Source organism: Parvibaculum sp. (genome assembly GCF_030694575.1).
Taxonomy (GTDB): domain Bacteria; phylum Pseudomonadota; class Alphaproteobacteria; order Parvibaculales; family Parvibaculaceae; genus Parvibaculum.
Map to the genome: position 1 here is coordinate 1 of NZ_JAUYUS010000120.1, position 23,324 is coordinate 23,324.

29 protein-coding genes are annotated in these 23,324 nt (G+C 64.5%); 15 read left to right on the forward strand and 14 right to left on the reverse strand.

Going from position 1 to position 23,324, the window contains the following annotated elements:
• Window positions 1-123: 123 nt before the first annotated feature.
• From Q8S60_RS16860 to Q8S60_RS16905, 10 genes are all read left to right on the forward strand, one after another.
• Window positions 124-774, forward strand: coding sequence for a 50S ribosomal protein L25/general stress protein Ctc (locus Q8S60_RS16860; RefSeq protein ID WP_305278795.1), 651 nt, complete (start codon window positions 124-126; stop codon window positions 772-774).
• A gap of 26 nt (window positions 775-800) precedes the next feature.
• On the forward strand, window positions 801-1,415 hold the full coding sequence (gene pth / locus Q8S60_RS16865; RefSeq protein ID WP_305278796.1) for an aminoacyl-tRNA hydrolase: 615 nt from the start codon (window positions 801-803) through the stop codon (window positions 1,413-1,415).
• A 3-nt stretch (window positions 1,416-1,418) separates the two neighbouring features.
• A complete protein-coding gene (gene ychF, locus Q8S60_RS16870; protein ID WP_305278797.1) occupies window positions 1,419-2,528 on the forward strand; it encodes a redox-regulated ATPase YchF in 1,110 nt (369 codons plus the stop codon).
• Window positions 2,529-2,934: 406 nt separating this feature from the next.
• The gene (locus tag Q8S60_RS16875) at window positions 2,935-3,414 is read left to right on the forward strand and encodes a MaoC family dehydratase (protein WP_305668734.1); all 480 of its coding nucleotides are present in this window, start codon (window positions 2,935-2,937) and stop codon (window positions 3,412-3,414) included.
• Window positions 3,414-3,896 carry a MaoC family dehydratase gene (locus Q8S60_RS16880; RefSeq protein ID WP_305278799.1) on the forward strand — a complete coding sequence of 161 codons (483 nt, stop codon included), beginning with the start codon at window positions 3,414-3,416 and terminating at the stop codon, window positions 3,894-3,896. Before Q8S60_RS16875 ends, Q8S60_RS16880 begins: the two co-directional genes overlap by 1 nt.
• Window positions 3,897-3,939: 43 nt before the next feature.
• Complete coding sequence (locus tag Q8S60_RS16885; protein ID WP_305668735.1) at window positions 3,940-4,617, forward strand: dienelactone hydrolase family protein; 678 nt, start codon at window positions 3,940-3,942, stop codon at window positions 4,615-4,617.
• Window positions 4,618-5,104: 487 nt separating this feature from the next.
• Window positions 5,105-5,542: a MarR family winged helix-turn-helix transcriptional regulator gene (locus tag Q8S60_RS16890; protein WP_305668736.1), complete on the forward strand. Its 438-nt coding sequence runs from the start codon at window positions 5,105-5,107 to the stop codon at window positions 5,540-5,542.
• A 114-nt stretch (window positions 5,543-5,656) separates the two neighbouring features.
• Window positions 5,657-6,079, forward strand: coding sequence for an organic hydroperoxide resistance protein (locus tag Q8S60_RS16895; RefSeq protein WP_305668737.1), 423 nt, complete (start codon window positions 5,657-5,659; stop codon window positions 6,077-6,079).
• Window positions 6,080-6,105: 26 nt separating this feature from the next.
• A complete protein-coding gene (locus Q8S60_RS16900; RefSeq protein WP_305668738.1) occupies window positions 6,106-6,594 on the forward strand; it encodes a glutathione peroxidase in 489 nt (162 codons plus the stop codon).
• Window positions 6,595-6,604: 10 nt separating this feature from the next.
• Window positions 6,605-7,186, forward strand: a complete 582-nt coding sequence (locus Q8S60_RS16905; RefSeq protein WP_305668739.1) for a DUF4823 domain-containing protein — start codon at window positions 6,605-6,607, stop codon at window positions 7,184-7,186.
• A gap of 237 nt (window positions 7,187-7,423) precedes the next feature.
• Here Q8S60_RS16905 and Q8S60_RS16910 read toward each other — a convergent pair whose 3' ends face one another.
• From Q8S60_RS16910 to petA, 7 genes are all read right to left on the reverse strand, one after another.
• A complete protein-coding gene (locus Q8S60_RS16910) occupies window positions 7,424-8,074 on the reverse strand; it encodes a class II aldolase/adducin family protein (RefSeq protein WP_305668740.1) in 651 nt (216 codons plus the stop codon).
• Entirely contained in the window at window positions 8,071-9,165 is a 1,095-nt protein-coding gene (gene mtnA, locus Q8S60_RS16915; protein ID WP_305668741.1) for an S-methyl-5-thioribose-1-phosphate isomerase, read from the reverse strand. Before mtnA ends, Q8S60_RS16910 begins: the two co-directional genes overlap by 4 nt.
• A gap of 19 nt (window positions 9,166-9,184) precedes the next feature.
• Entirely contained in the window at window positions 9,185-9,712 is a 528-nt protein-coding gene (locus tag Q8S60_RS16920; RefSeq protein WP_305668742.1) for an adenine phosphoribosyltransferase, read from the reverse strand.
• 9 nt (window positions 9,713-9,721) lie between these two features.
• Window positions 9,722-10,615, reverse strand: coding sequence for an S-methyl-5'-thioadenosine phosphorylase (locus tag Q8S60_RS16925; RefSeq protein ID WP_305668743.1), 894 nt, complete (start codon window positions 10,613-10,615; stop codon window positions 9,722-9,724).
• A 110-nt stretch (window positions 10,616-10,725) separates the two neighbouring features.
• Window positions 10,726-11,505 (reverse strand): cytochrome c1, encoded by a 780-nt coding sequence (locus Q8S60_RS16930; protein WP_305278755.1) that lies wholly within the window; start codon window positions 11,503-11,505, stop codon window positions 10,726-10,728.
• 26 nt (window positions 11,506-11,531) lie between these two features.
• Complete coding sequence (locus Q8S60_RS16935) at window positions 11,532-12,809, reverse strand: cytochrome b/b6 (protein WP_305278754.1); 1,278 nt, start codon at window positions 12,807-12,809, stop codon at window positions 11,532-11,534.
• A gap of 11 nt (window positions 12,810-12,820) precedes the next feature.
• Window positions 12,821-13,360: a ubiquinol-cytochrome c reductase iron-sulfur subunit gene (petA, locus tag Q8S60_RS16940; protein WP_305278753.1), complete on the reverse strand. Its 540-nt coding sequence runs from the start codon at window positions 13,358-13,360 to the stop codon at window positions 12,821-12,823.
• Between the two features lie 316 nt (window positions 13,361-13,676).
• Between petA and Q8S60_RS16945 the strand changes: the two genes are divergently transcribed.
• Entirely contained in the window at window positions 13,677-14,135 is a 459-nt protein-coding gene (locus Q8S60_RS16945) for a tRNA (cytidine(34)-2'-O)-methyltransferase (RefSeq protein WP_305278752.1), read from the forward strand.
• Between the two features lie 55 nt (window positions 14,136-14,190).
• Window positions 14,191-15,075: an oxygen-dependent coproporphyrinogen oxidase gene (gene hemF / locus Q8S60_RS16950; RefSeq protein ID WP_305278751.1), complete on the forward strand. Its 885-nt coding sequence runs from the start codon at window positions 14,191-14,193 to the stop codon at window positions 15,073-15,075.
• A 70-nt stretch (window positions 15,076-15,145) separates the two neighbouring features.
• Here the strand turns inward: hemF and Q8S60_RS16955 are convergent, their stop codons facing one another.
• Together Q8S60_RS16955 and Q8S60_RS16960 are read right to left on the reverse strand one after the other, a co-directional pair.
• Window positions 15,146-15,595 carry a MerR family transcriptional regulator gene (locus Q8S60_RS16955; protein ID WP_305278750.1) on the reverse strand — a complete coding sequence of 150 codons (450 nt, stop codon included), beginning with the start codon at window positions 15,593-15,595 and terminating at the stop codon, window positions 15,146-15,148.
• Window positions 15,596-15,612: 17 nt separating this feature from the next.
• A complete protein-coding gene (locus tag Q8S60_RS16960; RefSeq protein WP_305278749.1) occupies window positions 15,613-16,026 on the reverse strand; it encodes a nuclear transport factor 2 family protein in 414 nt (137 codons plus the stop codon).
• Between the two features lie 99 nt (window positions 16,027-16,125).
• Between Q8S60_RS16960 and Q8S60_RS16965 the strand changes: the two genes are divergently transcribed.
• A complete protein-coding gene (locus Q8S60_RS16965) occupies window positions 16,126-16,602 on the forward strand; it encodes a YbaK/EbsC family protein (protein ID WP_305278748.1) in 477 nt (158 codons plus the stop codon).
• On the opposite strand, the gene hemN is transcribed toward Q8S60_RS16965, so the two are convergent.
• The 5 genes from hemN to Q8S60_RS16990 all read right to left on the reverse strand — a co-directional run bounded on the left by hemN (window position 16,599) and on the right by Q8S60_RS16990 (window position 21,185).
• Window positions 16,599-17,948, reverse strand: a complete 1,350-nt coding sequence (gene hemN, locus Q8S60_RS16970; RefSeq protein WP_305278747.1) for an oxygen-independent coproporphyrinogen III oxidase — start codon at window positions 17,946-17,948, stop codon at window positions 16,599-16,601. The genes Q8S60_RS16965 and hemN overlap by 4 nt on opposite strands.
• A 71-nt stretch (window positions 17,949-18,019) precedes the next feature.
• Complete coding sequence (locus Q8S60_RS16975) at window positions 18,020-18,547, reverse strand: hypothetical protein (protein WP_305278746.1); 528 nt, start codon at window positions 18,545-18,547, stop codon at window positions 18,020-18,022.
• Window positions 18,547-19,800, reverse strand: coding sequence for a CCA tRNA nucleotidyltransferase (locus Q8S60_RS16980; protein WP_305278745.1), 1,254 nt, complete (start codon window positions 19,798-19,800; stop codon window positions 18,547-18,549). The genes Q8S60_RS16975 and Q8S60_RS16980 overlap by 1 nt, the downstream gene beginning before the upstream one ends.
• Before the next feature lie 89 nt (window positions 19,801-19,889).
• Entirely contained in the window at window positions 19,890-20,540 is a 651-nt protein-coding gene (locus Q8S60_RS16985; protein WP_305278744.1) for a CoA pyrophosphatase, read from the reverse strand.
• 9 nt (window positions 20,541-20,549) lie between these two features.
• A complete protein-coding gene (locus Q8S60_RS16990) occupies window positions 20,550-21,185 on the reverse strand; it encodes a DUF1285 domain-containing protein (protein WP_305278743.1) in 636 nt (211 codons plus the stop codon).
• Between the two features lie 164 nt (window positions 21,186-21,349).
• On the opposite strand from Q8S60_RS16990, the gene Q8S60_RS16995 reads away from it, so the two are divergent.
• Window positions 21,350-22,348, forward strand: a complete 999-nt coding sequence (locus tag Q8S60_RS16995) for a MoxR family ATPase (RefSeq protein ID WP_305278742.1) — start codon at window positions 21,350-21,352, stop codon at window positions 22,346-22,348.
• A 13-nt stretch (window positions 22,349-22,361) separates the two neighbouring features.
• Window positions 22,362-23,321 carry a DUF58 domain-containing protein gene (locus Q8S60_RS17000; RefSeq protein WP_305278740.1) on the forward strand — a complete coding sequence of 320 codons (960 nt, stop codon included), beginning with the start codon at window positions 22,362-22,364 and terminating at the stop codon, window positions 23,319-23,321.
• The last annotated feature ends 3 nt before the right edge of the window (window positions 23,322-23,324 follow it).

The window sequence follows — 23,324 nt, forward strand, 5'->3', positions numbered from 1 at the left end:
CCGGTTGAGTTTTCGGGGGTTCGGCGCTATAAGGCGCGCAATCCCGCACTTCCACACCCCTGGAGGAGACTTGCGGGTTTTCACGCGGGCCGCTAAGACCCCGTTTTCATTGGAGAATTTGTCATGGCCGAGACCCAGACGCTCAAGGCCGAGGCGCGCGAAAAAGGCAGCAAGGGGGCTGTCCGTTCGCTCCGCCGCGAAGGCCGCGTTCCCGCCGTCATCTATGGCGACAAGCAGTCGCCCGAACTGATCGCGATCAGCTACAAGGACGTTTCCGCGCTCTACCAGACCGGTACCTTCATGAGCCATGTGCTCGATGTCGAGATCGGCGGCAAGACCGAGCGCGTCATTCCGCGCGACGTGCAGTTCGAACCCGTGCGCGACTTCATCATCCATGTCGACTTCCTGCGCCTCGGCAGGAACGCGACGGTGACGGTCGACGTGCCTGTGCACTTCCACAATCACGAAGCCTCCCCCGGCATCAAGGCCGGCGGTGTGCTGAACATCGTGCGCCACGAAGTCGAACTCGTCTGCCCGGCCGACGCGATCCCCGAGCAGCTCGACATCGACCTCGCTGGATACGAGATGGGCGTGTCGATCCACATCTCGGCGGTGACCCTGCCGAAGGGCGTGGCGCCGACCATCACCGACCGCGACTTCACCATCGCGACAATCGCGGCGCCTGCCGCTGTCGTCTCGGCGGACAATGAAGCCAAGGCTGAAGGCGCTGCGGAAGTGAAAGCCGAAGCGAAGCCCGCCGGCAAGGAATCCTGATCCCGCTTGCCTGAAAGGAGCCGGCGATGATCCTGCTCGTCGGTCTCGGAAATCCAGGCGAGAAGTACGCGCGGAACCGGCACAACATCGGATTCATGGCGGCGGACGAAATCGTTCGCCGCCATTCCTTTTCGCCGCCGCGCGCGCGCTTTCAGGGCATCGTCTCGGAGGGCACGCTCGACGGCGAGAAGGCGATCGTGCTGAAGCCGACCACCTACATGAACGAGAGCGGCCGCGCCGTCGGCGAGGCGATGCGCTTCTACAAGCTGACGCCCGCCGACATCGTCGTCTTCTACGACGAACTCGACCTCGAAGCGGGAAAGCTCCGCATAAAGACGGGCGGCGGCGCGGCGGGACACAACGGCATTCGCTCCATCGCCGCGCATATCGGATCGGAGTTTCGCCGCGTGCGGCTCGGCATCGGCCATCCGGGCGTGAAGGAACGGGTTCTCGGCCACGTGCTGGGCGACTTCGCGAAGGCGGACGCGGCATGGCTCGAACCGCTGCTCGACGCGATTGCCGACGCGGCGCCGCTGCTCGCGACAGGCAAGGATGCGACATTCGCAAACAAGGTGCATCTCGCGCTCAATCCCGAGCCCGAAAAAAAGACGAAGACAAAAGAGAAAGACGGAGACAGTTAGGTCATGGGATTCAAGTGCGGCATCGTCGGTCTGCCCAATGTCGGCAAGTCCACCCTCTTCAACGCGCTGACACAGACGGCGAGCGCGCAGGCCGCGAACTATCCCTTCTGCACCATCGAACCGAATGTCGGCGAGGTCGCGGTGCCGGACCCGCGCCTTGAAAAACTCTCTTCGGTTGCGAAGAGCAAGGAAATCATTCCGACGCGCCTTACCTTCGTCGACATCGCGGGCCTCGTGAAAGGCGCGTCGAAAGGCGAAGGCCTCGGCAACCAGTTCCTCGCGACGATCCGCGAAGTGGACGCGGTGGCCTATGTGCTGCGCTGCTTCGTCGATGACGACATCACGCATGTCGAGAACCGCATCGATCCGCTTTCCGATGCCGAAATCGTCGAGACGGAATTGATGCTCGCCGACCTCGACAGCCTCGAAAAGCGCGTCGTCGCGAACGAGAAGAAGGCGAAGGGCGGCGACAAGGAAGCGAAGCTGCAGGTGGAGCTGATGAATATCGCGCTCGGCTATCTGCGCGACGGCAAGCCCGCCCGGCTTGCAACGGCGGAGAAGAAGATTTCCGACGACGACATGAAGGTGTGGGAGGGACTGAACCTCCTCACATCGAAGCCCGTGCTCTATGTCTGCAACGTCGAAGAGGCGTCCGCCGCGACGGGCAACGATTATTCGAAGCGCGTGGAAGAAAAGGCGAAAGCGGAAGGCGCGCAGTCCGTCGTCATCTCCGCGCGCATCGAGGAAGAAGTGGCGCAGCTTCCGGCCGAAGACCGCAACGAATACCTGGAAACGCTGGGCCTGACGGAGCCCGGCCTGTCGCGCCTCATCCGCGTCGGCTATGCGCTGCTCGACCTCATCACCTATTTCACGGTGGGACCGAAGGAGACGCGCGCATGGACGATCACGCGCGGCACGCGCGCGCCGGCGGCCGCCGGCGTCATCCACACGGACTTCGAAAAGGGTTTCATCCGTGCAGAGACGATCGCCTATGACGACTACATTTCGCTGGGTGGCGAACAGGGCGCGAAGGACGCGGGCAAGATGCGTCTCGAGGGCAAGGAATATGTGGTTCAGGACGGCGATGTGATGCATTTCCGCTTCGCGAACTAGAGGACGGAAACGGCATTTCGACACGGATGCAAAGGGCGGGGACAAGATTTTCGAAGGCGCGAAAGCGGGGATAAACAGGGCGTCTGTCATCGAACTGTTACATTACTGTCACAAATGAAAAACGGCCCGCCGGAGAAATTTGTTATCCCCGGTTTTGAGGAAAACGGCGGACTGCTTTTTCGAGTCGCGCGGTGGAGCAATTCCCGGTTCGGAGAGACGATGAACGGCGGGGATAAATAAAAAGCGGAAGAGGAAAAACTAATCCCCGGCGCTTTATCCCCTCTTCCGTGATTGCCGGGCTTGACCCGGCAATCCAGGGCGGCGCGCTCCGAACCGGTGGCCCCTGGATGCCCGGATCAAGTCCGGGCATGACATATTGTTGAGAAAAACGGGACGGCGAGGCCGCATGACCACTCCAAAATATTTCTGGGAAGATTTCCCCGTCGGCGAAACCGTCGAATTCGGCGAGAAGCATGTGACGAAGGAAGAAATCCTCGAATTCGCGTCGGAATTCGACCCCCAGCCCTTCCATCTCGATGAGGAGGCGGCGAAGCAGTCGATCCTGGGCGGGCTCTGCGCGAGCGGCTGGCACTCCTGCGCCATGCTGATGCGGATGATGTGCGACGGCTACATCCTCGAAAGCGCCTCGATGGGCGCGCCGGGCGTCGACGAGGTCAGGTGGAAGAAGCCGGTCTATGTCGACGATGTGCTCCGTGTACGGCGGACCTGCGTCGAAGCCCGCGCCTCGAAGAGCCGCCCCGACATGGGCCTCACGAAATTCCGCATCGAGATGCTGAACCAGAAGGACGAGGTGGTGCTGACCTCGATCGGCTGGGCGATGTATGGCCGCCGCCATCCGGGCGCGCCGGCCGGGGAGGCAAGCTGATGCCCTGGTTCGAGGACATAGAGATCGGCACGCGGACGGAACTCGGCACCTATACCTTCACCGAGGAGGAGATCGTCGCCTTCGCGAAGAAATACGATCCGCAATATTTTCACACGGACCCGGAAGCGGCGAAGAACGGCCCCTTCGGCGGGCTGACGGCGAGCGGCTGGCACACCACCGCGACCTGGATGAAGATGATGATCCGCGCGCGGGCGGGACGCGAGGAACCCGCGGATGCCGACGGCCGCAAGCCGCCGGCGGGCGGCCCCTCCCCCGGCTTCCTCGATCTCAAATGGCCGGCGCCCGTGCGCCCCGGCGACCGGATCAGCTATTCTTCGACCGTGAGCGAGAAGCTGGACATGCGGTCGCGGCCGGACTGGGGCATTGTGAGAAGCCATAATGTGGGCGTGAACCAGAACGGCGAGACGGTGCTGACATTCACCGGACAGGGACTGGTCCAGCGCCGCAATCCCGCCAAATGATTTTGCGACAGGAAACGCGAACGCGAAGAGAGGGAGAAACGAGATGGCGCACAAGGGCAAGACGATCACGCTGAAGAGCGGCGATGGCGCGGACATCCTCTGCTACCACGTGAAGGCGGACGGCACGCGAAAAGGCGGCCTCGTCCTCATCATGGAAATCTTCGGCGTCACCGCGCATATCAAGGACCTCTGCGACGGCTATGCGGCGCGCGGCTACGATGTGCTGGCACCGCAGCTTTACGACCGGCAGGTGAAGGACTTTCAGGCGAGCTACAGCCAGGAAGACATCCAGAAGTCGCTGGAGCTGCGCGCGAAGAACCCTTACGAGAACACGGTGCTCGACGCGCAGATGTGCATCGACAAGCTGCGCGCCGACGGCAACAGCAAGGTTTTCATCACCGGCTATTGCTATGGCGGCACGGTGAGCTGGGTGGCGGCCTGCCGCGCGAGCGGCCTCGACGCCGCATCCTGCTACTACGGCGGCGCGATCAAGGACTTCATCTCCGAAGTGCCGAAATGCCCGACCATCTGCCATTTCGGCGAGAAGGACCACGGCATCCCGATGGACGACGTGCGCCGCATCGACGCCGCGCATCCTGAAGTGAAGGTCTATGTCTACGACGCCGACCACGGCTTCAACTCGGACCGCCGCAACAATTACGACAAAGCCTCGGCGGAACTGGCGCTGGAACGGACACTGGCGCTGTTCGACGGGGCGTGAGGGGCGCCTCCCCAGAGTGTCATCCCGGCGCCTGTCCCGGCGAAAGCCGGGAACACCGGGATCCATGAGCCTTCCCGCAGTTTCCGTCCGGCGCCTTCATGCCGGGCCAATGCCCATGGGCCCCGGCTTTCGCCGGGGTGACACTTTTATTTGAGGCGATGCCTTTTATTTGAGGCGGTGTCGTTTGTTTGAGGCGGCGTCTTTCACTCCCCCTCGCAGCCCTCATCAGTTCTCCGCTCTCTCTTCCCACCCTCCCCCTGTGGGAGGGTCGAAATTTGCGAAGCGAATTTCGGGGAGGGGTTGCAGGGGCAAATTGGACGAGAGCATTCGCGACTGCCTCCCCTACCCCTCCCCAAACCGCTTTCAGCGGTTTGACCCTCCCACAGGGGGAGGGTGGGAGAAGAGCGCATCTTCCTCCCCCGCACAATTCCATTGCGTCATCGATGATCGCGCCCATATTGAGGGGACGTGATGCAAGGAACACCCGATGGCCAAGACCGACGATCCCCTTTTGCTCGACAACCAGCTCTGCTTCGCGCTCTACTCATCGTCGCTGCTGATGACGAAGCTCTACAAGCCGCTGCTGGCGGAGATCGGGCTGACCTATCCGCAATATCTGGCCATGCTGGCCTTGTGGGAAGAAGACGGCGTGACCGTGGGCGCGCTGGGGGAGCGGCTTTTTCTCGATTCCGGCACGCTGACGCCGCTGCTGAAGCGGCTGGAGGCGGCGGGGCTTTTGAGCCGGGAACGGAACGAGGCCGATGAGCGCCAGGTGCTGGTGCGGCTGACGGGCGCCGGCCGGGCGCTCAAACGCCAGGCGGCGGGCATCCCGAAAAAGGTCGGGATGGCGGCAGGAATGCCTCTGAGCGAGATCGCCGCCTTACGGAAAAGACTGACGAATTTGCGCGATACGCTGGCGGAATGAAGGTGCGCCCTGCCCGCCTCACGGAACCGTGAACGAACTTATATTGCGCACAATCTAATTGCTCCCTATATGATGATCGCAACGGACATTCACTCTCATCGAAGGAGCATCCCCATGAACATTCTCTACAAGGCACGCGCGAGTTCTTCCGGCGGCCGCACGGGCGAAGCGAAGACGGATGACGGCAGGCTCGACGTGAAGCTCGACACCGTGAAGGAATTCGGCGGCGCGGGCGGACCGGGCACCAACCCGGAACAGCTTTTCGCGGCCGGCTATGCCGCCTGCTTCCACTCGGCGCTGAAATTCGTCGCCGGGCAGAAGAAGGTGAAGGTGCCGGCGGCATCCGCCGTGACGGCGGAAGTCGGCATCGGCCCGCATCCGAAGGGCAAGGGCTTCGCGCTCGACATCGACCTCGTCGTATCGCTGCCCGGCCTCGACCGCGCGGAGGCCGAAGCCCTCGTTGCCGAGGCGCATGAAGTGTGCCCCTATTCCAATGCGACGCGGGGCAATGTCGAGGTTCGGCTGAGCATCGCGTAACCAAAGAGCAAGGCAGGAGCCGACCCATGGCCGAGAAAACCGCTTACGACTTCGATTTCCAGAGCCTGAAGGGAAAGCCCCTGCCGCTCGCCGGGTTTGCGGGCCACCCGCTGCTGATCGTCAACACGGCCTCGAAATGCGGCTTCACGCCGCAATACAAGGAGCTGGAGGCGATCTGGCAGAAATATCGGGATGAGGGCCTTGTGGTGCTCGGCGTGCCGTCGAACGACTTCGCCGGGCAGGAGCCGGGCAACGCCGCCGAGATCGCGAATTTCTGCGAGATCAATTTCGGCGTCGATTTTCCGCTGACCGAGAAGGTGCATGTGAAGGGACCGGCCGCGCATCCCCTCTTTCAGTGGCTGGCGAAACAGGGCGGCTTTCTCTCGCAGCCGCGCTGGAACTTCTACAAATATGTGATCGGCAGGGACGGCAAGCTCGTCGACTGGTTCGCCAGCACGACGACGCCGGGCTCGGCGAAGGTCGAGCGGGCACTGAAGAAGGCGATGGGGGAGTAGCATCTATCTGTTGCCAGCGAAGCCGCGTCCTGCGACCCTATCCGTGCATCAACATGGGGGCATAGAGATGCGGAAAATCATTCTCCTTCTCGCCGCGGCCTTTGCGCTTGCCGGCTGCGTCAGCAAATACAAACCGATAGCGACGGAGGCGCCCGCGTCCATACTGTCCTCCGGGGCAAGCTTCTACGTGATGCAGCCGGCCGACGGGAGATATGGCAGCCATTCCTATCCGGACTCCGGCGAGCAGACCGCCGTCGCGGTTCAATCGGCGCTGATACCGCGCGCGGGACGGGTCATCAGGGCACAGAGGCCCGAAGAACTCGAAACAGCCCTTTCCACCGCTCGAGAGAAGAACCTCGATTATGTCCTGCAGACAAGAATTCTGAACTGGGAAGACCGGGCAACCGAGTGGTCGGGAATCCCCGACAAGCTTTCTCTCAACTTTGAAATCTACGACGCTGCGACCGGAGAGAGGGTCGCATCGCAGACGTCGAAGGCGAGCAGCAAATGGGCAACGTTCGGCGGCGATCACCCGCAGGATTTGCTGCCGCTGCCCATTGGCGAATTCATGAAGACCGTCTTCGGTAGTTAAGGGCGGGTAGTATTTTCCTCAACGGTCATCCCAGCACTTGTTGCCGGGACCCAATCCCCTTCCCACCCTCCCCCTGTGGGAGGGTCAAAATTTGCGCAGCGAATTTTGGGGAGGGGTTGCAGACCTGGATACGAGTAGGGGCGGCCGAGATTGCGGTGGATTCCCCTACCCCTCCCCAAACGGTCTTCGACCGTTTGACCCTCCCGCAGGGGGAGGGTGGGAAGAAGAATGCCTCGTCTACCCGCGCCTTCCGTAGTTTTTGAACTTCTCCACATTCACCGCCATTTCCTCGTCGGAGAGCAGGTCCGGTTCGCCGATTTGCAATGCGCGCCAGTATTGGGCGGAGAGCGTTTCGACTTCGTGGGCGAGGTGGAGGGCGGTTTCGACGGTGGGGCCCAGTGCGATCTGGCCGTGATGGGCGAGGAGGCAGGCGCGGCGGCCTTCGAGCGCGGCGACGGCATGGGCGGCCAGTTCCGCCGTGCCGAAGGTGGCGTAGGGCGCGCAGCGGATGTCGTTGCCGCCGATGACGGCGACCATGTAGTGGAAGGCGGGGATGGATCGCTTCATCACCGCGAGCACGGTGGCGAAATCGGAATGGGCATGGACGATGCCGCCCGCTTCCGGCCGCGCGCGATAGACGGCGCAATGCATGTGCCATTCGCTGGAGGGCGGGAAGGTGCCGGAGAGGATGCGCCCGTCGAGCGCGATCTCGGCGATGTCGGCGGGCAGAAGATCGGTATAGGCCACGCCCGACGGCGTGATGAAGACGCGGTCCCCTGCCCGTGCCGAGACATTGCCCGACATTTGCGGCGAGAGGCCGGTGGAAGCGAGATCGAGCGCGGCGTCGATGACGCGCTGGCGCAGCCAGTCTTCGTCGGCCTCCGTCATTTTTTCCGCTCCGGATAGAGGGAGAGCAGGCCCTCCCGGCTGGCCGGGCAAACGCCGCGCTCCGTGATGAGGCCGGTGACGTATCTGGCGGGCGTGACGTCGAAACCGTAATTCAGCGCGGCGCTGCCGGGCGCGGAAATCTCGACGGTGACGATCTCGCCATTATCGGCGCGGCCCGTCATATGCGTAACCTCGCGCGCCGAACGCTCCTCGATCGGGATCTGCGCGACGCCGTCCGACAGCGTCCAGTCGATGGTCGTGTGCGGCAGCGCGACATAGAAGGGAACGTCGTTCGCATCCGCCGCCAGCGCCTTGAGGTAGGTGCCGATCTTGTTGGCGACGTCGCCCGTCGCCGTGGTGCGGTCGGTGCCGACGATGCACATGTCGACCTTGCCATGCTGCATCAGATGGCCGCCGGCATTGTCCGGCACGATCGTATGCGCGACGCCGTGGCGGCCGAGCTCGAAGGCGGTGAGCGAGGCGCCCTGGTTGCGCGGGCGGGTCTCGTCCACCCAGACGTGGACGGGAATGCCCGCGTCATGCGCCATGTAGATCGGCGCGAGCGCGGTACCCCAATCGACGCAGGCGAGCCAGCCGGCATTGCAATGGGTGAGCACGTTGACGGTCTGGCCGGGCTTCGCCTCCGCGACGCCGCGAATGAGACGGAGGCCGTTTTCGCCGATCCGGCGGCAGGTCTCGACATCCTCGTCGCAAAGCCGCGCCGCCGCCGCATAGGCCGCCTCGACGCGCGCATTGTGGCCGACCTTGCCGACGGCTTCGCGCATCGCATCGAGCGACCATTTGAGGTTGACGGCGGTGGGGCGCGTCGCCGCCAGCATGTCACAGGCGCGGGCAAGCGCCTCGTCCGACGGGTCTTCGCGGAGCGCGAGGCAGAGACCGTAGGCAGCGGTGGCGCCGATGAGCGGCGCGCCGCGTACCTGCATCTCCTTGATGGCGCGGGCGGCGTCGTCGGCGGTCTGCAGGCGGATGACGGAGAACTCGTGCGGCAGCTTCGTCTGGTCGATGATCTCGACCGACCAGCCGTCCTCCGCGACCCAGATGGTGCGGTAGTGAATGCCGTCGATGTTCATCGCCGCCTCCCCCTGAAGGTCAGTGTCCGTCGAACGAGCAGAGCGAGAGCACCTCGATGTCGAGCGCTTCGAGGCGGGCGCGGCCGCCAAGCTCCGGCAGTTCGATGACGAAGCTCGAGGCGAGGACATTGCCGCCCGCCCGCGCGATGAGCTTCACGGCCGCCTCCGCCGTGCCGCCGGTCGCGATCAGGTCGTCGATCAGCAGCACGCGCTCGCCTTCCTTCACCGCGTCGGTGTGGATTTCGACCATGTCGGTGCCGTATTCGAGATCGTATTCCTGGCCGATGGTGGTGAAGGGAAGCTTGCCCTTCTTGCGGACGGGAATGAAGCCGAGGCCGAGCTGATGTGCGACGGCGCCGCCGAGAATGAAGCCGCGCGCCTCGATGCCGGCGACGACGTCGAACTTCGCCCCCTTGTGCAGCGCGACCAGCGCATCGACCGCGCCGCGAAAGCCGACGGGATCTGACAGCAGCGTGGTGATGTCGCGGAAAAGGATGCCCGGCTTCGGATAATCCGGGATGGTGCGGATGAACTGCTTCACGTCCATATGTCTCCCTTAGGCCTGGCCGAGCACGCGGCCGGCGACGGCGTCGAGTTTACTCACAAGGGCCGGATCGCGCTTCGCGGGCGATGTGATGAGCGCCGTATCGAGTACGCGGTCGAGGCCCTGCGGCGAAGGCGTGCGCTCCGGCCCGAAACTTTCCGCGACCGCGCGGATGACGGCGCGGGCATGGCCGGCATTTTCCTCCAGCACGCGGATCACGTCCGTAACTTCCACATGCGCATGCGTCGGATGCCAGCAATCGTAGTCGGTCACCATCGCGACGGTCGCGTAGCAGATCTCCGCCTCGCGGGCGAGCTTCGCCTCCGGCATGTTGGTCATGCCGATGACCGAGCAGCCCCATGAGCGGTAGAGATTGCTTTCGGCGAGCGTCGAGAATTGCGGGCCTTCCATGACCATGTAGGTGCCGCCGCGCGTATAGGCGATATTGTTGTCCTTGCAGGCGGCCTCGATGTGATCGCCGAGGCGCGGGCAGACCGGATGCGCCATCGAGACATGGGCGACGAAGCCCTCGCCGAAGAAGCTCTTCTCGCGCGCGAAAGTGCGGTCGATGAACTGGTCGACGATGACGAAATGGCCCGGCGGCAGCTCTTCCTTCAGCGAACCGACGGCGGAGACGGAGATGATGTCGGTGACGCCGACGCGCTTCATGGCGTCGATATTGGCGCGGTAGTTGATGCTGGTGGGGGAATGCGGATGGCCGCGTCCGTGGCGCGGCAGGAAGACCATCTGCACGGTCTTGCCGTCGCCGAGCGGCAGCTCGCCGAAATGAAGCTCGTCCGACGGCTCGCCCCAGGGCGTCTCCACGCGCTCCCAGCGCTCGTTGCGGAGCCCGGGAAATTCATAGACGCCGCTGCCGCCGATTACGCCCAGAACTGTTTTCGTCATGCCATGCCCTTCTTCCGGAAATCCGCGCGACATTAACAAACCACGGCGTCGGCGCCATGAAAAAGGGCTCCCGAAGGAGCCCTTTTCCGTTTGTTTCAGCCGCGAAACGCCTAGTGGGCGCCGGCCCAGACCTTGCGCATCGTGAAGTAGAGAATGCCGGTCAGCGCCAGGAGATAGATCAGCACCTGGAAGCCCATGCGGTGACGCTGCTCGAGCTTGGGCTCGGCGGCCCACATCATGAAATGGGCGACGTCCTTCGCCATCTGGTCGACCGTGTTGGGCGTGCCGTCCTCGTAATCGACCTGGCCGTCCGACAGGGGCGGCGGCATGGCGATCTGGTGGCCGGGGAAATAGAGGTTGTAGGAGCCGGTGGCGAGGTGGAAATCCTCCGGCGCATCCACATAGCCCGTCAGCAGCGAATAGATGTAGTTCGTCCCGCCGGGGCGTGCCTTGGCCATCAGCGAAAGATCCGGCGCCGCCGCACCGAGCGCGGCCGCCGAGGCTTCCGGGTTCGGATAGGGCGACGGGAAGGCGTCCTTGGGCTCGCCCGGACGCTCGAACATCTCGCCGGAGGAGTCAGGACCGTCCGTGACGGTGATTTCGGCGGCAAGCGCCTTCACCTGGCCTTCGGAGAATTCCGGCCCGCCCGGCTCGGCGAGGTTGCGGAACTTCACGTACTCCATCGAATGGCAGACCGCGCAGACTTCCTTGTAGACCTTGTAACCGCGGCGCAGCGCATCGCGGTCGTAAACGCCGAAGACGCCTTCGAAGGACCACTCGGCGTGTTTCAGTGCGACCTCGCCTTCGGCGGCCCCGGCCGGCGCGGTGGCCGCGAAGGCGAGACCGGCGGCAAGAGCTGCGAGCGACAAGGCGCGGGAGATGCTTTTCATTGTGCTTTTCACTTTCCGCGTTCCCCTTAACTCGTGGCCTTATCCTGCCTCGTTCCCGGCAGCACCGAAGCGGCGATGCTTTCCGGCAGAGGCTTCGGCTTCTCAATCAGTCCCAGAACGGGGAAGAGAATGATGAAGTGAGCGAAGTAGTAGACCGTCAGGATGCGCGACAGGTCCGTGACGTCGAAACCGCCATCGCCCACTGCGAGCAGGATCTTGTCCGGCGACTGGCCGCCGCAATAGCCCAGCCCGATGCAGACCGCGACGAAGATCCAGAAGAACTGCTTGAACAGCGGACGGAACCGCGCCGAGCGAACCTTGGACGTGTCGAGCCAGGGCAGCACGAAGAGGATCGCGATAGCGCCGAACATCAGCACCACGCCGCCGAGCTTGTCCGGCACGGCGCGCAGGATCGCGTAGAACGGCAGCAGATACCATTCCGGCACGATATGCGCGGGCGTCGAAAGCGGGTTGGCGACGATGTAGTTGTCGGGTTCGCCGAGACCGTTCGGATTGTAGAAGACGAAATAGGCGAACAGGATCGCGAAGAGCGCGAGGCCGAAGGCATCCTTGATGGTCGCATAGGGCGTGAAGGGGATCGTGTCCTTCGCCGGGTCCTTGACCTCGATGCCCGCCGGATTGCCCTGCCCCGACACATGCAGCGCCCAGACGTGAAGGATCACGACGCCGGCGATGAGGAAGGGGAAGAGGTAATGCAGCGAGAAGAAGCGGTTGAGCGTCGGATCGCCGACCGAGAAACCGCCCCAGAGCCAGGTGCGGAGCGCTTCGCCGACGAACGGGATCGCGCCGAAGAGGTTGGTGATGACGGTGGCGCCCCAGAAGCTCATCTGGCCCCAGGGAAGCACATAGCCGAAGAAGGCGGTCGCCATCATCAGCAGGTAGATCAGCACGCCGAGAATCCACAGCACTTCGCGCGGCGCTTTGTAGGAGCCGTAATAGAGACCGCGGAACATGTGGATGTAGACGGCGATGAAGAACATCGACGCGCCGTTCGAATGAACGTAGCGGATGAGCCAGCCGTAGTTCACGTCGCGCATGATGTGCTCGACGCTGGCGAAGGCGAGTTCGGTGGTCGGCACGTAGTGCATCGCAAGCACGATGCCGGTGACGATCTGGACCGCGAGGCAGAAGGTCAGGATGCCGCCGAAGGTCCACCAGTAATTGAGGTTACGCGGCGTCGGGTAATCGACGAAGCTGTCGTTCACGAGACGCATGACCGGCAGGCGCGCATCGAGCCAGCGCGAAAAGCCGTTGCCGGGTGTGTATGTGCTTTGATGGCTCATCTTTATGCCCCTCAGCCGATCTTGATCTTGGTGTCGGAGATGAACGCATAGGGCGGCACCTCCAGGTTGAGCGGCGCGGGGCCTTTGCGGATGCGGCCCGACGTGTCGTAGACCGAGCCGTGGCACGGGCAGAAGTAGCCGTCATACTCGCCGCGATAGGAGAGCGGCACGCAACCTAGATGGGTGCAGATGCCGATGACGACGAGCCACTGCTTTTCCAGCGTGCCCTCGGGGCCCGTGATGACACGGTCGCTGTCGGCCTGCGGATCGGGCAGCGTCGAGATGTCGACGCTATCCGCCGCGGCGATTTCCTCTTCCGAGCGGTGACGCACGAAGACCGGCTTGCCGCGCCACTTGAAGGTGGTTTCCTGGCCGACCGGGATGTTGGAAATATCGACTTCGATCGACGCGAGCGCCAGAACCGAGGCGTCCGGGTTCATCTGGTCGATGAGGGGCCAGACGGCGAACGCCGCGCCGACGGCGGCGAGCGATCCGGTGGCTACATAAAGGAAATCGCGCCGTGTCGGCTCGACCGCGTGGATATCTGCCACGGTTCAGGTCTCCTCGTTGAATAGGTCGAACGCCGCGTGGCCGCCGCTGATCGGAGTACGGCGCGGCGCTTCAAAACACCCGTTACATGACACGAAAGCTCGACGAATCCCCTGCTTTCGCCCCATGCGTCGCGTGGTTTTGTGGCATCCAATCGGTACATTGTCCAGCCCCGCCGTCCCTGTGGCAGGATGACGCATCGCCGCACCTCGAAGGGCGGCATTCAAGTTGAGCGAAGAAGGTCATCTTTGCTCTTTTCAGCCGCCACCCCCCTCCCCGCGGGCGGGTGCCATTCGCGGACAATCGGTAGGCTTTCCCATGCGTCTTACGCTTTATGAACCGGATATTCCGCCGAATGTGGGAACGCTGATCCGGCTCGGCGCCTGTCTCGGCGTTCCGGTCGACATCATCGAGCCTTGCGGCTTCCCCTGGGGCGACCGCGACCTGAAACGCGCGGCGATGGACTATGGCGCGCTGGCCGAGGTGACCCGGCATGCCTCCTGGGCCGCCTTCGGCGAGGCGCGGGAGCCGGTGTCGCGGGTGATTCTACTGACGACAAAAACACAGGATAATTTTGTGGATTTCAGCTTCCGCCCCGCCGACATCCTGCTGGTCGGACGCGAAAGCGCGGGCGTGCCCGACGCCGTCCACGAGGCCGCGGATGCAAGGGTGACGATCCCGATGCGGCCCCCTGCCCGCTCGCTCAACATGGCCGTGGCGGCCGCGATGGTGCTCGGCGAGGCGCTGCGGCAAACCGGCGGCTTTCCGAAGCCCTGAGCGGCAGGTAAACAGGACGGCACAGAAACGATCCCGCGACAGAAAAGAGAAGGCAATGCAGGACGAGACGCAGACGGACGAGCGAAAGCTGCGCGCGGAGACATGGTTCCGCGAATTGCGCGACCTGATCTGCGCCGAGTTCGAGAGGCTCGAGGATGAACTGACCGGCACCTATGCCGGGCAGGCGCCGGGCCGCTTCGTGCGCACGCCCTGGACGCGCGGCGACGGCTCGAAGGACGAAGGCGGCGGCGAAATGTCGGTGATGCATGGCCGCGTCTTCGAAAAGGTCGGCGTCCATATCTCGACCGTCTACGGTGAGTTCTCCGAAGAATTCCGCAAGCAGATGCCCGGCGCGGACGAGGACCCGCGCTTCTGGGCGAGCGGCATTTCGCTGATCGCGCATATGCAGAACCCGCGCGTGCCCGCCGTCCACATGAACACGCGGCATGTCTACACCACGAAGAGCTGGTTCGGCGGCGGCGGCGACCTCACGCCCGTGCTCGACGTGCAGCGGCGCGCGGATCATCCCGACACGGCGGATTTCCACGCGGCCTACAAGCACGCCTGCGACAAGCACGATGCGGACTATTACTCGCGCTTCAAGAAGTGGTGCGACGAATATTTCTTCCTGCCCCACCGCAACGAACCGCGCGGCACGGGCGGCATTTTCTACGACCACCTGAACAGCGGCGACTGGCAGAAGGACTTCGCCTTCACGCAGGATGTCGGCAGGGCATTTCTGGAAATTTACCCGCAGCTTGTCCGCCGCCACATGAACGAGACGTGGACGGAGGAAGAGCGCGAGGAACAACTCGTGCGGCGCGGCCGCTATGTCGAGTTCAACCTGCTCTACGACCGGGGGACGGTCTTCGGGTTGAAGACGGGCGGCAATGTGAACTCGATATTGTCGTCGATGCCGCCGACGGTGAAGTGGCCGTGAGGATTTGAAGCGCTGAACCGACTTCTTCCCCACCCTCCCCTGTGGGAGGGTGAAGAGAAGACGGGGCCGTTCACGCTCTTCGCTTCGGTGCCTTCTTCGCTTCTTTCCTCGGCGCCTTGGCCCGGTGATGCGGCATGACCGCCGGACGCTTTCCCTTTTTCATCCACTCGCCGTAGAAATCGACCTTCGCGTCGATCAGCGCCAATGCCTCCGTCCAGTCGGCGATGGTTTCGCGCACGCGCACGCCATGCGCCGCGAGCAGCGCGCGCTGCTCCTTCAACGCGGCCTTGCCCTGCCTTGTCAGCGCCGTGTACTGGCGAAGCTGCGCGATCGACATGCCGGTGCGGCGCAGGCGGTCGATGAGATCGAGCCAGGCGACGTGGTTTTCGGTATAGACGCGGCGCCCGCCCGCATCGCGCGCGACGCCGGGGATGAGCCCCTGCTTCTCGTACCAGCGGATGGTATCGACAGTGCGGCCGGTGCGGCCGGCAAGTTCGCCGATGTGAAAATCCGTCGCCATGGCTCGTTCCCGGAGCGTTACGCGGCTACCTGCGGCGGCTGCAACGCCTCATTCATATGCGCCGTGTCCATGTACTCGATCAACTCCGTCAGCTTGCCATTCTCGATCCGGCAAACCCAGCAGTAAGTATTGGCGTAGGTCTTTCCCTCCGTCGTGGTGACGCGGCCGCGGCATTCGACGGCAACGCGGTCGCCCTCGGCGATGAGGCCGACGAGACGGTTCACATATTGGTCCGCGAATTGCGCGAAGAGCGGGTCGAGCAGTTCCCGCCGCACCGCCGCCTTGCCGCGATAGGTGCCGGACCAGGCCGTGTTGCCGATGATCGTCCAGCAGAAATCGTCCGCCAGGCTTCTGACGAAGGGCCCGCCATCGCCTTTTTCAAGCCCGGCAAAAATATCTTCGACAAGCTTCCTGTTTTCAGTCGCACTCATGAGGTTGTTCCTTGTAGTGAAATGTCGCCCGAAGGGGCGTTTCCAGATTGAACATCCTTGAGTGCACTCCAGCTCAAGCGGAAATTTCGAGGGCCGGTAATGGCAAAAGGCGAGACGGCGGCGCAGCGCTTCGTGCGGCTGAACGGAATTGCCGGCACCTTCCGCGAAATCGACGTGCCGAAGGACCGCAAGACCTCCGCGCTCGACATGGCGGCGGCGAGCGGCATCGATCCGGCGCGGCTTTTCAAGACGCTGATCGTGGAGACGGATGAGGGGAAATTCGCGGTCGCCGTCGTGCCGTCCGATCGCGACCTCGACCGCAAGGCGCTCGCCCGCACGATCGGCACGAAGCGCATCGACCTCGCACCGAAGGACAAGGCCGTGAAACTCACCGGTTACGAGATGGGCGCCTGCAGTCCGCTCGGCCAGAAGAAGAAGCTGCCGGTCTTTATCGACGAAAGCGCGAAGGCATTCGAGACGATCCATGTCTCGGGCGGCGGCTTCGGGATCGAGCTGGAGATTGCGGCGGCGGAACTGGCGAAGGCGGCGGAGGGAACGTTCGCGGCGATTTGCTAGACCGCTTTCGAGTGCCGCGCTTCGCCTCTGGCCAGATAGGTGTCGAACACGGCGCAGACGGCGCGCACCAGCGGCTTGCCCTCCTCCGTCATGGCGAGGCGGTGGCCGTTACGGGTGACGAGGCCGTCGGCTTCGAGCGGCGAGAGAAGTTCTAGTTCGGCTTCGAAGGCATCCGGCGCCGCGCCGTGATGGGCCGCGACCTCGTCGAGATCGACCCCCATGTCGCACATCAGCCGCTCGATGACGGCGCGGCGGAGACCGTCTTCGTCCGTGACGGCGATGCCGCGCGTCACCGGCAATTCGCCCGCGCGGACGCACGCCTTGTAGCGGCCGATATCGAGTTCGTTCGCGACATAACCCTGCGGCAGCGCGCCGATGGCGGAGGCGCCGAGGCCGATCAGCACCGGCGCGTCGTCGGTCGTGTAGCCCTGGAAGTTGCGGTGGAGCGTGCCGGCGCCGCAGGCCCGCGCCATCGGATCGTCCGGCAGCGCGAAATGATCGAGGCCGATGGCGACATAGCCGCGCTCCGCGAGCCGCGCCGAGGCCGCCTCGTATTGCGCCCAGCGTTCGGCGATGCCGGGGAGCGAGGCTTCCGGGATGAGGCGCTGATGCGGCTTCATCCACGGCACATGCGCATAGCCGAACAGCGCGATGCGCGCGGGCCGCAGCGCCGCCGCCTTGTCCAGCGTGTCGAGAAGGCTTTCCACCGTTTGCCAGGGAAGCCCGTAGCAGAGATCCATGTTGATCGCGGAGACGCCCGCCGCGCGAAGCCATTCGATGACGCGCGCCGTCACCTCATAGGGCTGGATGCGGTTGATCGCCTGCTGCACGCGCGGATCGAAATCCTGCACGCCGACGGACGCGCGCGTGACGCCCGCCCGCGCCATTGCGGCGACATAGGCCTCGTCCGCCGTGCGCGGATCGAGCTCGACCGCGATGTCGGCGTCCAACTCGACATTGTAGTATTCGCGGAGCACCTCAAGCGTCCGCGCGAGATCGGCGGGCCTCAGGAGCGTCGGGCTGCCGCCGCCGAAATGGATGTGGTCGACCTTCATCCGCGAGGGGAGAGCATGCGCAACGAGACGCGCCTCGGCGAGCAGCGCATCGAGATAGTCGGCGACGGGCGCGTATTTCTTCGTCGCCTTGGTGTGGCAGCCGCAGAACCAGCACATCTCGGCGCAATAGGCGATGTGGAGATAGAGCGAGACGGGAAGCGACGGATCGAGCGCGCCGAGCCAGCGCGCATGACACGCGGCATCGACCGCGGGCCCGAAATGCGGCGCTGTCGGATAGGATGTGTATCGCGGCACCCTGAGATCGTACCGCTCGATGAGATCGTGGCGCATGGGGAAAGGCTAGGCGCGGGCCCCGCTCCGCACTACCCGCGCAAATGTCGCAGGGAAATTTGTCGCAGCCGCTATTCTTCCTGCGCGGCGACGGATTTCAGCATCGCCTGAAGCGTGCCCTTCGGCGCGAAGTCCCAGCCGCCGCCATACATGATGTCGTCGACGAGCCAACGGTCGCCTTCGCGGACGAGCAGCACGCGATCGGTCCATTGCACCGGCTCCTCCGCCTCATGCGCGAGCAGCACCTCGCATTGCACGACTTGCTCCCTGCCCTCGCAGGTGCCGATTTCATAGGCGGTCGGCCCTTCGAACAGGGAGGAGAAGATGTCGCCCTGCAGATAGGGCGGCTCTTCGTTGTTCACGCGCGCGGTGTGGCGGCTCTCCGCCTCGGCGGCCTGCGCGAGCAAGCTGTCAAGATCGGGCGAGATGACGGGACGGAGACGCAGACGCAAATCCTCGTCCGGCACGCCGCCCTGCTTCTCGCTGAGCGCGATGTCGTAGAAGACCCGCGCGGCCCCCGCCGCATCGCCCTCGGGGCCTGCGTCGCCGCAACCGGCGAGAGGGAGGACGAGAAGGAGGGAGAGGATGAGTGTGCGCATCAATACACCGTTGCCTGAACGATCGCCTTCAGCCGCTCGATGATCGAGAATTCGTCGTCGATGAAATCCGAGTCGATCCACCATTCCTCGACTTCGTCGCGGATGCGGCCGATCTGCGGGCCTTCGGGGACGCCGGCGGCCTTGATCATCTCGCCGGTGAGCGGCAGGACCGGCTTTTCCCAGCTGTCCGCCATCGCCAGCATGGCGCGCCATTGGAAGGCATTGTGGCCGCGCTTGTCGTCCGCCCAGCCGAGCGAAACGCGATCCTTGAAAAGCTGCAGGCCCATCAGATAGAGCGCGCGGCGCACCTCGCGCATGGAGAGGTAGCAGACGATCTTCGTGCTGTCGGTGAGCATGGCGGCAAGGCGGTCGCGGTCCCGGTTGGAAAGCTTCAGCCGCGCGGCCAGCGCCTCGATGCCCGGTTTGTCGAGATCGAGCATGGCGCCGAGACGGAGGATGGGGTCCACCTTCTGCACGAAGAGCTGCTGCGTCTCGATCTCGACCAGCTTCTCGAAACGGTCGAGGCGGCTCGCCTCCGGCAAGACGAGCTGGAGGATGCCCGCCGCCGCCATCTGGCGGAAGGCCGCGGCCGCATTGTCGGCGGAGGCGGTCTTCAGAAGTTCGTCGCGGACGCGCTCGCCCGACAATTGCCGTAAGCCCTCGCGTTCCTCGGCGCAGGCGCGGAGCCCCGCCTCGTCCGGCTCGCCCTTGCCGTACCAGGCATGAAGACGGAAGAAACGGAGGATACGCAGATAATCCTCGCGGATGCGCTCATGCGCGTCGCCGATGAAGCGGATGCGGCGGGCTTTCAGGTCCGCAAGGCCGCCCAGCGGATCGTGGATGGTGCCGTCGGCGTCGCAGTAGAGCGCGTTCATCGTGAAGTCGCGGCGCCCGGCATCGGCGGCCCAGTCCCCCGTGAAGGCGACGTCGGCGCGGCGGCCATCCGTCTTCACATCGACGCGGAGCGTGGTGATCTCGAAATGGCGGGTGGGCGTGACGGCGGTGATCGTGCCGTGGTCCATGCCGGTCGGCACGACCTTGATACCCTTCGCTTCGAGGAGCGCCTTCGCCGCTTCCGGCGTCTCTGTGGTGGCGATGTCGATGTCGGAAACGGGCTCGCCCATGAGCGCATTGCGGACCGCCCCGCCGACGAAACGTGCAGCCCCGCCCTTCGCGGCAAGCGCCGCCATGACGGCGCGTGTGTCGGCTTCGTTGAGCCACGGGGCGCGGGCAAGTTCCTTGTCGGCAGTCATTGGGCGAAGCCTCCAGCAGTTTTTTATATTGCGCCTAGATATAAGGCGCGCCAACCGCCCTGTCTCGGCCGGTGGCCGGTATGGGGCATTCAGTCGCCATAGAGCCGGTCATACATGTTTTTGAGCATGCCCGCCGTCGCGCCCCAGATGTAGTGGCCATTATAGGGCATGGCGTAATATTCGCGCCGCCGCCCGCGCCACACCGCACTGTGGCGCTGGTGATTGCCGGCATTCATGAGGAAGTCGAGCGGCACCTCGAACGCCTCCGCCACCTCGTCCGGCGAGATGGTGAGGGTGAAGCCGGGCCGCACGAAGGCGACAACGGGGAGAATGCGGAAGCCCGTGCCGGTCTCATAGGCGTCGAGATAGCCCGCCACCTCGACATGGGCGGGATCGAGGCCGACTTCCTCCTCCGCCTCGCGGATGGCCGCCTCCGCCGGCGTCTCGTCGGGTTCGATCTTGCCGCCCGGAAAGGCAACCTGACCCGAATGGGTGCCGAGATGATCGGCGCGGCGGGTGAGCAGGATATGCGGCCCATGCGCGTGTTCGATGACACCGACAAGAACGGCAGCGGCCCGCAGCGTCACGCGCTCCTCCGGCTCGACCCAGACATTGGCGTCCGGCGGATTGAGATCGTGATCGCCCCTGAGGCGCGGCATGCCGTCCGGCGCCAGCAGCGCGGCGAGCGGCGGCGGCTCCCGGTCGGTCCGGGCGAGGATGCGGGTGCGGTATGTCTGCATGGGAGGGACCTAGAACGCCATCTCCTCGGCCGGGGTGACCGGGAAGAAGATGCCGCCGGACCAGATGCCGAACCATCTGCGGCCTTCATGCTCCTCTTCCACGCCGAGTTCCACGAGATCGTAGAAGACCGCTCGGTTGATGAGGGCGTCGAGACGGGCGCGGACATGGACGTAAGGGGCGGGCTCGCTGGTCTCCGCGTCGATTTCGAACCGCATCGGGTGATCGGAGCCGACCACCGTGTCGTCGCCGACATTGGTGGTGAAGGTGAGAACCTGCTCGCGCCCCTCGCCCTCCACTTTCATGGCGACGGCGAGGAAGGGCGCGTCGTCCACCATGATGCCGACCTTCTCGACGGGGGTGACGAGATAATATTTCCCGTCCTCGTCATGGCGCAGCACGGTCGAGAAAAGCCGGACCAGCCGTTCGCGGCCGATGGGCGTGCCCATATAGAACCAGGTGCCGTCCCGCGCGATCCGCATGTCGAGATCGCCGCAAAATTCCGGATTCCACAGATGAACCGGCGGCAGGCCTTTTGCCTTCTTGCCCGCATCCTCGGCGGCGGCGAGCCCCTTCAGGCCTCCGGGCGCGCTGCCCGACACCGACTTTTCGGCTTTTGCGGCTGTCTTTCCGGTCGAGGCGGCCATATTTCCGTCTCCTCCCATTAACTTGATCGCGAATTACTGCCGTAAGGCCGGGAATCCGGCCATATTATCGTCAAGAAACCCCGCGCCAATGGCGGCGCGGTAAACGATACAGGATGTGGCACGGTGACGGGCGGCGAAGCACGTCACTCCTCTTATGTAGGTCAATGCAGACACTCAGTGAAGCCGACGGCTCCGCCGTCCAGGAAATCGAGGCTACCGGCGCGAAAATCGCCGCGGCCCGCGACGCAATCGGCGAAGTCATCTACGGCCAGGAACAGGTGATCGACCAGACGCTGGTGACGGTGCTGGCAGGCGGCCATGCGCTGCTTGTCGGCGTGCCGGGCCTTGCGAAGACGCTGCTCGTCCACACGATGGGCCATGTGCTGGGACTGGACGACAAGCGCGTACAGTTCACGCCGGACTTGATGCCCGCAGACATTCTGGGCTCCGAAGTGCTGGAAGAGAGCGACCAGGGCCATAGAAGCTTCCGCTTCATCAAGGGCCCGGTCTTCTGCCAGTTGCTGATGGCCGATGAAATCAACCGCGCGAGCCCCCGCACCCAGTCGGCCCTGCTGCAGGCGATGCAGGAAAAGCAGGTGACGGTGGCGGGCGTGCGCTATGAGCTGCCCGCACCCTTCCATGTGCTGGCGACGCAGAACCCGCTGGAGCAGGAGGGCACCTACCCGCTGCCCGAAGCCCAGCTCGACCGCTTTCTGATGCAGATCGACGTGAACTACCCCGACCTCGAATCCGAGCGCCGGATGCTGCTCAGCACGACGGGCGAGACCGTTGCGACGGCCCGCGCGGCCATGACGGTGGAAGACCTGATGGCGGCGCAGCGCCTCGTGCGCCGGGTGCCGGTCGGCGAGAAGGTCGTCAACGCGATCCTCGAACTCGTCCGCGCCGCGCGGCCGGAGGAAGGCGCGTCGGAGGAAGTCGAGCGGCATGTCGCATGGGGCCCCGGCCCGCGCGCCAGCCAGTCGCTGATGCTCGCCGTTCGCGCCCGCGCGCTGATCGACGGCCGCTTCTCGCCCTCGATCGAGGATGTTACGGCGCTTGCCGCGCCCGTGCTCAGGCACCGCATGGCGCTCAACTTCTCGGCCCGTGCCGAGGGCGTCACCGTCAGCGGAGTTATCGACAGGCTCTGCCGGAACATCGGCTGAACAAGAGACAGAAATGAGCCTTATCCGATCAAACGCGGCTCCTTCCGGCGCGGCCGGTCTGCGCGAGCAGGCCGAGGCGCTGTCGGAAGCCATGCCCCCGCTGGTGACGGAGGCGGAACATGTCGCCTCGACCGTCGCGCAGGGCGTGCATGGCCGCCGCCGCATCGGCATGGGCGAAACCTTCTGGCAGTTCCGCCGCTACCGCGAGGGCGACACGGCCTCGTCGGTCGACTGGCGGCATTCGGCACGCTCGGCGCATCTCTTCGTCCGCGAGACCGAGCGGGAAGCGGCCGAAAGCGTCTGGATATGGCGCGACGGCTCGGCCTCGATGGATTACGCCTCCGAGTTCGCGCCCTGCACCAAGAAGGATCGCGCGACCGTGCTTGCACTGGCGCTGTCCTCGCTTCTCGTCCAGGGCGGCGAAAGCGTCGCCCCGCTCGGCGGCGGCCTCGCGCCCGTACCGGGCCGCGTCGCGCTGCGCCGCATGGCCCATGCGCTGCTCGATGCCCCCCGGAACGACGACAAGGCAGCCGGCGAAGGCGCGGAACGCGAAAGCCTGCCGCCGCCGGAACACCTGCCGCGCTATGCGCAGATCGTCCTCATCAGCGACTTTCTCTCGCCCGCCGAGGAAATCGTTTCGCGCATCAAGAGCTATGCCGCCGAAGGCATTCGCGGTCACATGATCCAGGTGCTCGATCCGGCCGAAGAAGATCTGCCTTTTACCGGCCGCACCGAATTCGAAGGCGTCGAGGAAGACATCCGCCTGATGGTCGGCCGCGCGCAGAACCTTCGCGAGGCCTATCACCAGCGGCTGGAAATTCACCGCAACCGCATTCTCGAAACGGCGCGGCGCATCAACTTCACCTTCGCGACGCATCGCACGGACCGTGTGCCGCAGACGGCATTGCTCGCGCTTTATGGCGCGTTGTCGGGCGCCATCGCCGCGCGCAAGCCGCCCCGGGCGGGCGTCTAAATC